17 protein-coding genes are annotated in these 8,573 nt (G+C 62.2%); 14 read left to right on the forward strand and 3 right to left on the reverse strand.

Annotated features, from left to right (window positions below; all coding sequences use genetic code 11):
- From JHC36_RS05035 to JHC36_RS05095, 13 genes are all read left to right on the forward strand, one after another.
- The coding region (locus tag JHC36_RS05035; protein WP_503006883.1) for an EF-Tu C-terminal domain-related protein at window positions 1-141 on the forward strand (141 nt) is incomplete at its 5' end.
- A 20-nt stretch (window positions 142-161) separates the two neighbouring features.
- Entirely contained in the window at window positions 162-476 is a 315-nt protein-coding gene (gene rpsJ / locus JHC36_RS05040) for a 30S ribosomal protein S10 (RefSeq protein ID WP_124219221.1), read from the forward strand.
- 160 nt (window positions 477-636) lie between these two features.
- Window positions 637-1,311 carry a 50S ribosomal protein L3 gene (rplC, locus tag JHC36_RS05045; RefSeq protein WP_124221029.1) on the forward strand — a complete coding sequence of 225 codons (675 nt, stop codon included), beginning with the start codon at window positions 637-639 and terminating at the stop codon, window positions 1,309-1,311.
- Complete coding sequence (gene rplD, locus JHC36_RS05050) at window positions 1,311-1,931, forward strand: 50S ribosomal protein L4 (protein WP_124219219.1); 621 nt, start codon at window positions 1,311-1,313, stop codon at window positions 1,929-1,931. Before rplC ends, rplD begins: the two co-directional genes overlap by 1 nt.
- Complete coding sequence (gene rplW, locus JHC36_RS05055) at window positions 1,928-2,263, forward strand: 50S ribosomal protein L23 (RefSeq protein ID WP_287916622.1); 336 nt, start codon at window positions 1,928-1,930, stop codon at window positions 2,261-2,263. Before rplD ends, rplW begins: the two co-directional genes overlap by 4 nt.
- Window positions 2,264-2,265: 2 nt before the next feature.
- Entirely contained in the window at window positions 2,266-3,090 is an 825-nt protein-coding gene (gene rplB / locus JHC36_RS05060; protein ID WP_124219215.1) for a 50S ribosomal protein L2, read from the forward strand.
- Between the two features lie 10 nt (window positions 3,091-3,100).
- On the forward strand, window positions 3,101-3,379 hold the full coding sequence (rpsS, locus tag JHC36_RS05065; RefSeq protein WP_124219213.1) for a 30S ribosomal protein S19: 279 nt from the start codon (window positions 3,101-3,103) through the stop codon (window positions 3,377-3,379).
- A gap of 9 nt (window positions 3,380-3,388) precedes the next feature.
- Complete coding sequence (gene rplV, locus JHC36_RS05070; protein ID WP_124219211.1) at window positions 3,389-3,718, forward strand: 50S ribosomal protein L22; 330 nt, start codon at window positions 3,389-3,391, stop codon at window positions 3,716-3,718.
- 17 nt (window positions 3,719-3,735) lie between these two features.
- The gene (gene rpsC / locus JHC36_RS05075) at window positions 3,736-4,614 is read left to right on the forward strand and encodes a 30S ribosomal protein S3 (protein ID WP_287916630.1); all 879 of its coding nucleotides are present in this window, start codon (window positions 3,736-3,738) and stop codon (window positions 4,612-4,614) included.
- A gap of 2 nt (window positions 4,615-4,616) precedes the next feature.
- A complete protein-coding gene (gene rplP, locus JHC36_RS05080; RefSeq protein ID WP_124219208.1) occupies window positions 4,617-5,033 on the forward strand; it encodes a 50S ribosomal protein L16 in 417 nt (138 codons plus the stop codon).
- A 17-nt stretch (window positions 5,034-5,050) separates the two neighbouring features.
- On the forward strand, window positions 5,051-5,248 hold the full coding sequence (rpmC, locus tag JHC36_RS05085) for a 50S ribosomal protein L29 (RefSeq protein WP_124221027.1): 198 nt from the start codon (window positions 5,051-5,053) through the stop codon (window positions 5,246-5,248).
- A 9-nt stretch (window positions 5,249-5,257) separates the two neighbouring features.
- Entirely contained in the window at window positions 5,258-5,527 is a 270-nt protein-coding gene (gene rpsQ / locus JHC36_RS05090) for a 30S ribosomal protein S17 (protein WP_124219206.1), read from the forward strand.
- A gap of 93 nt (window positions 5,528-5,620) precedes the next feature.
- Window positions 5,621-6,139, forward strand: a complete 519-nt coding sequence (locus JHC36_RS05095) for a peroxiredoxin (RefSeq protein ID WP_287916635.1) — start codon at window positions 5,621-5,623, stop codon at window positions 6,137-6,139.
- 85 nt (window positions 6,140-6,224) lie between these two features.
- On the opposite strand, the gene JHC36_RS05100 is transcribed toward JHC36_RS05095, so the two are convergent.
- Window positions 6,225-6,644 carry a GNAT family N-acetyltransferase gene (locus tag JHC36_RS05100; protein WP_245968741.1) on the reverse strand — a complete coding sequence of 140 codons (420 nt, stop codon included), beginning with the start codon at window positions 6,642-6,644 and terminating at the stop codon, window positions 6,225-6,227.
- Window positions 6,645-6,768: 124 nt separating this feature from the next.
- Window positions 6,769-7,437 carry a cytochrome b/b6 domain-containing protein gene (locus tag JHC36_RS05105; protein WP_287916638.1) on the reverse strand — a complete coding sequence of 223 codons (669 nt, stop codon included), beginning with the start codon at window positions 7,435-7,437 and terminating at the stop codon, window positions 6,769-6,771.
- Window positions 7,438-7,585: 148 nt separating this feature from the next.
- Here JHC36_RS05105 and JHC36_RS05110 point away from each other — a divergent pair, with 148 nt between their 5' ends.
- Window positions 7,586-8,041, forward strand: coding sequence for a c-type cytochrome (locus JHC36_RS05110; protein WP_124219198.1), 456 nt, complete (start codon window positions 7,586-7,588; stop codon window positions 8,039-8,041).
- A gap of 134 nt (window positions 8,042-8,175) precedes the next feature.
- On the opposite strand, the gene JHC36_RS05115 is transcribed toward JHC36_RS05110, so the two are convergent.
- Window positions 8,176-8,573, reverse strand: a 398-nt coding sequence (locus tag JHC36_RS05115) for a TlpA disulfide reductase family protein (protein ID WP_287916643.1), incomplete at its 5' end; no start/stop codon positions are given.

The following is an 8,573-nucleotide window of genomic DNA, read 5'->3' on the forward strand; positions in this document are numbered from 1 at the left end:
GAAATGGTGATGCCCGGTGACAACGTCGCCATCACCGTCAAGCTCATCGCTCCGATCGCCATGGAAGAAGGCCTGCGCTTCGCCATCCGCGAAGGCGGCCGCACCGTCGGCGCCGGGGTCGTGTCGAAGATCATCGAGTAATCCCGTCCTGAGGAATGGTCATGTCACTCAAGCAAAAAATTCGCATCCGCCTCAAGGCCTTCGATTACAAACTGATCGACCAGTCCGCGGCCGAGATCGTCGACACCGCCAAACGCACGGGCGCCATCGTCAAGGGCCCGGTGCCGCTGCCGACGCGCATGAAGCGCTTCGACATCCTGCGCTCGCCCCACGTCAACAAGACCAGCCGCGACCAGTTCGAAATTCGCACGCACCAGCGCCTGATGGACATCGTCGACCCGACCGACAAGACCGTGGACGCGCTGATGAAGCTCGACCTGCCGGCGGGCGTCGACGTCGAGATCAAGCTGCAGTGACGGCTCCACGGGCAGGTTCGGCGCGTGCCGAGCTTGCCCCATATTGGGTTTCTAGATAAAATACTAGGCTTCCCTTTTTCTGGGAAGTTTCATCAACCTTCTCCCATATTCAACGGGGCGACCAATTGAAGCCGCCTCGGTGGGAGTCATGGAGAAAATAATGAGTCTTAGCAATCGTCTCGGATTGCTGGGCCGCAAGGTGGGCATGATGCGTCTGTTCACCGATGATGGGGACGCAGTGCCCGTCACGGTGATCGATGTGTCGAACAACCGCGTGACCCAGGTGAAAACGGAGGATTCCGACGGCTACGTGGCCCTGCAAGTCACGTTTGGTCAGCGGCGTGCCTCCCGTGTGACGAAGCCGCTGGCGGGCCATCTGGCCAAAGCGGGCGTCGAGGCGGGCGAGGTGACCCGCGAATTCCGTGTGGCCCCCGAAGTTGCCGCGCAATATCCCGCAGGTTCGACCCTGCCGGTTGCGACCTTGTTTGCTGCGGGCCAGAAAGTCGATGTCCAAGGGACTTCGATCGGTAAGGGCTACGCGGGCACGATCAAGCGGCACAACATGTCGTCGCAGCGCGCTTCCCACGGTAACAGCCGTTCGCACAATGTTCCGGGCTCCATCGGTATGGCGCAGGATCCGGGTCGCGTTTTCCCCGGGAAGCGCATGACGGGTCACATGGGTGTCGATACGGTGACGACGCAAAACCTGGATGTGATCCGGGTCGATGAGGCGCGTCAGCTGTTGCTGGTCAAGGGCGCGATCCCCGGCTCCAAAGGTGGCTTCGTGACGGTTCGTCCCGCGGTCAAATCCAAATCTTCGCAGGGAGCGAACTGATGCAGCTCGAACTCCTCAATGAACAAGGCCAGGCGGCGGCCACCTATGAAGCGCCGGAGACGGTGTTTGGTCGGCCCTACAACGAAGACCTGATCCATCAGGTGGTCGTGGCCTATCAGGCCAACGCCCGTCAAGGCACGCGTGCGCAGAAAGATCGCGCCGCCGTCAAGCACTCGACGAAAAAGCCCTTCAAGCAAAAAGGCACGGGTCGTGCTCGTGCGGGTATGACTTCCTCGCCGCTGTGGCGTGGGGGTGGTCGGATTTTCCCGAACAGCCCGGACGAAAACTTCTCGCAAAAGATCAACAAGAAGATGTATCGCGCCGGTATGGCGTCGATCTTCTCTCAACTGGCGCGTGAGGGCCGCATTGCCGTCGTCGATTCGATGCGTGTGGACTCGCCCAAGACGAAGCAGTTCGCGGACAAGCTCAAGGCGATGAACCTGAAGTCGGTTCTCGTGATTGCCGACGAGGTCGATGAGAACCTCTACCTCGCCTCGCGCAACCTTCCGAACGTTTTGGTGGTTGAGCCCCGCTATGCGGATCCCGTGTCGCTCGTGCGTTACAGCAAAGTGCTCGTGACCAAAGGCGCCATGGACAAACTCAAGGAGATGTTCGCATGAGCCGGATCAATCCCACGCCTGCGGAGCGCCAGTTCGACGAAGGCCGCTTGATGCAGGTTCTCGTGGCGCCGATCGTTTCGGAAAAGGCCACGATGGTCGCCGAGAAGACCAACGCGGTGACCTTCAAGGTGCTGCGCGACGCGACCAAGCCTGAGATCAAGGCAGCGGTCGAACTGCTCTTCAAAGTTGAAGTGCAGGGCGTCTCGGTGGTCAATGTCAAAGGTAAGACCAAGCGGTTTGGCAAGACGGTAGGCCGGCGCGACCATGTGCGCAAGGCTTACGTCCTGCTCAAGCCGGGTCAAGAGCTGAACCTGTCCGGGGAGGCTGCGTAATCATGGCTGTCATCAAACTCAAACCGACCTCGCCCGGCCGTCGTGGCGTCGTCAAGGTCACGCGTGACCATCTGTACAAGGGCGAGGCCTATGCGCCGCTGCTCGAGCCTCAGCACCAGAAGTCGGGGCGGAACAACAACGGCCACATCACGACGCGCCACAAGGGCGGTGGTCATAAGCACCACTACCGCGTCGTCGATTTCCGTCGCAACAAGGACGGGATTCCCGCCAAGGTCGAACGCATCGAATACGACCCGAACCGCTCTGCGCACATCGCGCTGGTCTGCTACGCCGATGGCGAGCGCCGCTATGTGATCGCGCCGCGTGGCTTGGAAGTGGGCGCGACCATCGTCAGCGGCTCCGAGGCGCCGATTCGCGTCGGCAACACGCTGCCCATTCGTAACATCCCCGTGGGTTCGACGATCCACTGCATCGAGCTCAAGCCCGGTGCCGGTGCGCAGCTCGTGCGCTCGGCCGGCACGTCGGCGACGCTGCTGGCTCGCGAAGGAACCTACGCCCAGGTGCGGATGCGCTCGGGCGAGGTTCGCAAGATCCACATCGAGTGTCGCGCCACGATCGGCTCGGTCGCCAATGAGGAGCACAGCCTGCGCCGTCTGGGCAAGGCTGGTGTGAAGCGCTGGATGGGTATCCGTCCGACGGTCCGTGGCGTCGCGATGAACCCGATCGACCACCCGCACGGTGGTGGTGAAGGCCGCACGGGTACGGGTCAGCCGCCGGTCGATCCGTGGGGCAATCTGACCAAGGGTTATCGCACCCGCAACAACAAGCGCACGCAAGTCATGATCGTGTCGCGTCGGAAGAAGTAAGGGGTAACAAATGACTCGCTCTCTCAAAAAGGGTCCGTTTGTTGACCACCACCTGGTGGCGAAGGTCGACAAGGCGATTGCCACCAAGGACAAGAAGCCGATCAAGACTTGGTCGCGTCGCTCGATGATCCTGCCGGAATTCATCGGCCTGACGATCGCCGTGCACAACGGCAAGCAACACGTGCCGGTGTACATCACCGACCAGATGGTGGGCCACAAACTTGGGGAGTTCGCGCTGACGCGGACCTTCAAGGGCCACCCCGCGGACAAGAAAGTCCAGAAGAAATAAGGAAAGACCATGGAAACACGTGCAGTCCTTCGGGGCGTTCGTCTGTCGGTCGACAAAGGCCGTCTGGTCGCTGATCTGATCCGCGGCAAAAAGGTCGATCAGGCGCTCAACATTCTGCAGTTCACGCAGAAAAAAGCGGCCGTCATCATCAAGAAGGTGCTCGAATCGGCGATTGCCAACGCCGAGCACAACGATGGCGCCGACATCGACGAGCTCAAAGTCAAGAGCATTTATGTCGAGCAGGGTCCTTCGCTGCGTCGTTTCACGGCGCGCGCGAAGGGTCGTGGTAACCAGATTCGCAAACCCACCTGTCACGTCTACGTGACGGTCGGCAACTGATAAGGGGCCTGGACGTTATGGGACAGAAAATCCACCCGACCGGGTTCCGACTGGCCGTCACCCGCAATTGGGCGTCGCGCTGGTATGCGAATGACCGTGAGTTTGCCGGCATGCTCGCCGACGACATCAAGGTTCGCGAGTATCTGAAAAACAAGCTCAAGAACGCTGCGGTCTCGCGCATCGTCATCGAGCGCCCGGCCAAGAACGCGCGCATCACGATCCACTCGGCCCGTCCGGGTGTGGTGATCGGTAAGCGCGGCGAAGACATCGAGGCGCTGAAGAAAGAGCTGGGCGCCCAGCTCGGCGTGCCCGTTGCGGTCAACATCGAGGAAGTGCGCAAGCCCGAGATCGATGCCAAGCTGATCGCGGACAGCATCACGCAGCAATTGGAAAAGCGGATCATGTTCCGCCGTGCCATGAAGCGCGCGATGCAAAACGCCATGCGTTTGGGTGCCCAGGGCATCAAGATCATGTCGTCGGGCCGCCTCAACGGGATCGAAATCGCCCGCTGCGAGTGGTATCGCGAAGGCCGCGTGCCGCTGCACACGCTGCGCGCCGACATCGACTACGGCTTCTCTGAAGCGAAGACCACCTATGGCGTGATTGGCGTCAAGGTGTGGGTCTACAAGGGCGACACCTTGGGCCGCAACGACCAGCCCGTGGCCGAGACGCCGCGTTCCGACGACGAGCGTCGCCCGCGCGGTCCGCGTCGTGATGCACGCCCCGGGGAGCGCCGTCCGAGCGGCGCCCGTCGGCCCGCCGGTGCGCAAGGTGCACCGGCCGATGGCAGCGACAAGCCTGCCGAGGCTCTGGGCGCTGAGAGCAAACCCGCCGTTAAGCGCGTTCGTAAAGCAGACGCGCCAGCCGCAGCCGCTGACGGCAAATCCGGAGAATAAAGATGCTGCAACCTGCACGCAGAAAGTACCGCAAGGAACAAAAAGGTCGGAACACCGGCATCGCCACCCGTGGGAACACGGTTGCGTTCGGTGACTTTGGCCTCAAGGCGATCGACCGCGGTCGTCTGACCGCGCGTCAGATCGAGTCGGCCCGCCGCGCGATTTCGCGCCACGTCAAGCGGGGTGGGCGGATCTGGATTCGCGTCTTCCCCGACAAGCCGATCTCGACGAAGCCTGCTGAAGTCCGTATGGGTAACGGTAAGGGCAACCCCGAGTACTACGTCGCCGAAATCCAGCCGGGCAAGGTGATTTACGAAATCGTCGGTGTGCCTGAGCAGCTCGCGCGCGAAGCGTTCCGCCTTGCCGCCGCGAAGCTTCCGCTGCGCACCACGTTCGTGGCGCGTATGGTTGGCCAATGATTCAGGAGAAGAAACCGATGAAAGCTGCTGAATTGCGCCAAAAAGACGTTGCCGGGCTCGAAGCCGAGATCAAATCGCTGCAAAAGGCCCATTTCGGCCTGCGGATGCAGAAGGCGACGCAACAGTTGAACAACACGGGCTTGCTGCGTCAGACGCGTCGAGACATCGCACGGGCCAAGACCATCCTTGCTGAGAAGCAAGCGGCGGCCAAGTAAGGAGTGACCATGACGGAAGCAAAGACATCCATCAAGCGCACCTTGATTGGCAAAGTGGTGAGCGCCAAGCGCGCCAAGACCGTGACGGTGCTCGTGGAGCGTCGCGTGAAGCATGAGCTCTACGGCAAGATCGTTGCGAAGTCGAGCAAGTACCACGCGCACGACGAGAAAGGCGAGTTCCAACTGGGCGACGTGATCGAAATCACCGAGAGCCGGCCGATCTCCAAGACCAAGAACTGGGTTGCCACCCGTTTGGTCGAGAAAGCCCCGACGGTCTGATCGAGAGTCCCTCGGGACGCTCAGACATCGCAAGGCGGTCCACAATGTGGACCGCTTTTTTGTTGTTGGTGGTTTTTCAGAAGGAGTGGTTTCATGATCCAGTTGGGTGATGCATTGCCGGACCTGACGGTGTTGGAGTATGTGGAGGCGCCGCAAGAGGGCTGCGCAGTCGGCCCGGCGCCGGTTTCGGTGGCAAAGGCTGCGGCGGGCAAGACCATCGCGCTCTTTGGCTTGCCCGGAGCATTCACGCCGACCTGCTCGGCGCAGCATTTGCCCGGTTACCGCGATCAAGCCGAGGCGTTCAAGGCGGCGGGGGTCGATGAGATCTGGTGCCTCAGCGTGAACGACCCGTTCGTCATGCATGCTTGGGGGAAGGATCAACAGGTGGGAGATCGCATCCGCATGCTTGCCGATGGGGATGCCGCGTTCGCGCGGGCGACCGGTTTGACACTCGACCTGACCGGCAAGGGCTTTGGCCTGCGCAGCGCGCGCTACTCGATGCTGGTGCGCGATGGGCGCGTGGTGAGCCTCAACATCGAGGCTCCGGGGCGCTTCGAGGTCAGCGACGCGCAAACTTTGTTGGCCCAAGCGCGAGGGCTTGGGCAGCGCTGACCCAGGCCGCCACCCGCCGCCACTCGAGGCGGCGGGGGCTTGGATTCCAAGGGGTTTCTCTGGCGCTGCCTCGTGGGTGATCCTGCTACAGATCCACCTTGAGGTAGTGCGCGCCCTCGAGCGGGTTGTAGTAATACGGAGGAATCTCGACGAAGCCCAGCTCGGCATAGAGACTGCGGGCCGCTTCCATGTCGTCGAGCGTGTCGAGCAGCACACAGTCGTAACCCGCCAGCCGTGCGGCTTCGAGCGTGGCTTCGGCGAGTTGCCGGCCCAGGCCAAAGCGGCGAAAGGGTTTGCGGACGTAGAGCCGCTTCATTTCGGCGGCGTTGGGGTAGTCCACGTCGGGCAGCGGCTTGAGCGCGCAGCAGCCTGCCGGCGCGCCGTTGACGCGGGCGAGAAAGAGGGCGCCATCGGGCGCGCGATAGGGGCCCGGCAAGGAGGCCAGCTCTGCTTCGAAGTTCTGGAAACACAGGTCCACGCCGATGCTCTGCGCGTATTCGCGCATCAGTGCCGCGACCGCAGCCAAATCCTCGTCGCTCACGGCGGGCTCTACGCTCAGGAGGGGTGGATCGGCGTCGGGCTCAAGCGGGCGTTCGTCGTTCATGGCGACCGTCCATTCGGGATGTCTTTTAGCGACCCAAAGCAGCCACCCAAGCCATGAAGCCGGCGCAGATACCGAACAGCGCCAGTGCCAGGAGCCGCTGAGCGACACCGTCGGCGGCCGCCGGAGGCTGGAGCGCCGGATCCACCGGTTTGTCGCCGCGGATCATGGCCTGTACCAGAGGGTGCCGTTTGACGCGCTGGTGATAGATGACCGCCCCCACGTGCAGGCACACGAGCGCGATCAACAGCAGCTTGCCCACTTCGGTGTGGTAGTGGGTGGCAGCGGAAACCGTCGTCTCGCTCACGAAGCGGGTGAGCGGGCCTTGGAAGGCGATTTCATCGTCACTCATCAGCCCAGTGGACACTTGAGCGGCGAGTACGGCGAGCATGGCGAACACCGACAGCGACCCCAAGGGGTTGTGACCCACCTCGACGATCGGCGCTGCCCTCCCGCGCAGGTAAGCAATGAGGGTCCGCAGGCCCACCGGGAAATGGGAAAAGCGCGACCAGTATCCGCCCCAGAACCCCCAAAGCAGCCGGAACAGCACCAAGGCGCCGACGGTGTACCCCATGCGGAAATGCCAGACCATGGCGTTGCCACCGATGTTCCCCGTGATGACGAGGCCAACGACGCAGAACACCAGCGCCCAGTGGAAGACGCGGGTTGGCAGATCCCAGACACGAATGGACGGCATGCAAGCAACTTTCAAACAAGGAAGGCACAATGCGGGCGAACCGGCTCTTGCAAGCAAGTTTAGCCCGTGCGCGGGGCGGGCGTCGGTTGCCGGTTTCACTCGGCCCTGCCCCGACGCTGATCTGACGCACTCAACGAAAGGACTGTTCATGAAGAAAACACTCGCCCTCTTGACCTTGGCCGCCACCGCGACCCTGCTGACCGCGCCCGCTCAGGCCCAATTCGCCAAACCCGATGACGCCATCAAGTATCGCAAGGCCGCATTCACGGTGATGGGCGCGCACTTTGGCCGCATCGGCGCGATGGTCAACGGCAAGGCGCCCTTCGACGCCAAGGCCGCTGCCGAGAACGCCGACCTCGTCGCCACCATGAGCCACTTGCCGTGGTCGGCGTTTGGCCCAGACACCGACTTGGGCGACACCAAGGCCAAGCCTGAAATCTGGAAGGAACAAGCCAAGTTCAAGCAAGGCGCCGAAAAACTCCAGGCCGAGGCCGCCAAGCTGGCTGCCGCCGCCAAGACCGGCAACCTCGACAACCTCAAGGCCGCTTTCGGTCCGACGGCTGAAACTTGCAAGGCCTGCCACGACGCTTTCCGGGCCAAGTGAGTCACCCCAAGCCGGACGGTGCTTGCTTTTGAATTGATAGCAAGAAAAGTCCGAATCGCGCTGGCGTACGGCCAGAAATGATCAAAAAAGCCTGCTCGGCCACGCTCGGGCAGGCTTTTTTTTCTGGTGACGGCTCAGGCCTTTTGCCGCAGCAGTTCTTCGATCAACCGGTGCAGCTCGGCGAAGTCGGGCTCGCCCACATAGCGCTTGACGATGCGGCCCTGCTTGTCGACGAGATAGGTGGTGGGTGTGAGTTGCACGTCGCCCCAAGCCTTGGCGACGCTGCCGGTGTTGTCGATGGCGACCTTGAACGGCAGCTTGCGCGTCTGGGCGAAATTGACCACGTAAGCGGGCGGGTCGTACTGCATGGCGACCGCCAGCGTCTCGTAACCTTGCGAGGCGTATTTCTGGTGCGTGGCCACCAGCTTAGGCATTTCCGCCACGCAGGTCGTGCAGGTCGTCGCCCAGAAGTTCACGAGCAGGACCCGACCCTTGAAGTCCGCCGTGGTCTGCTTGTTGCCGTCGAGCAACA

It is taken from the genome of Tibeticola sp., assembly GCF_022759015.1.
GTDB classification, from domain to species: domain Bacteria; phylum Pseudomonadota; class Gammaproteobacteria; order Burkholderiales; family Burkholderiaceae_C; genus Tibeticola; species Tibeticola sediminis.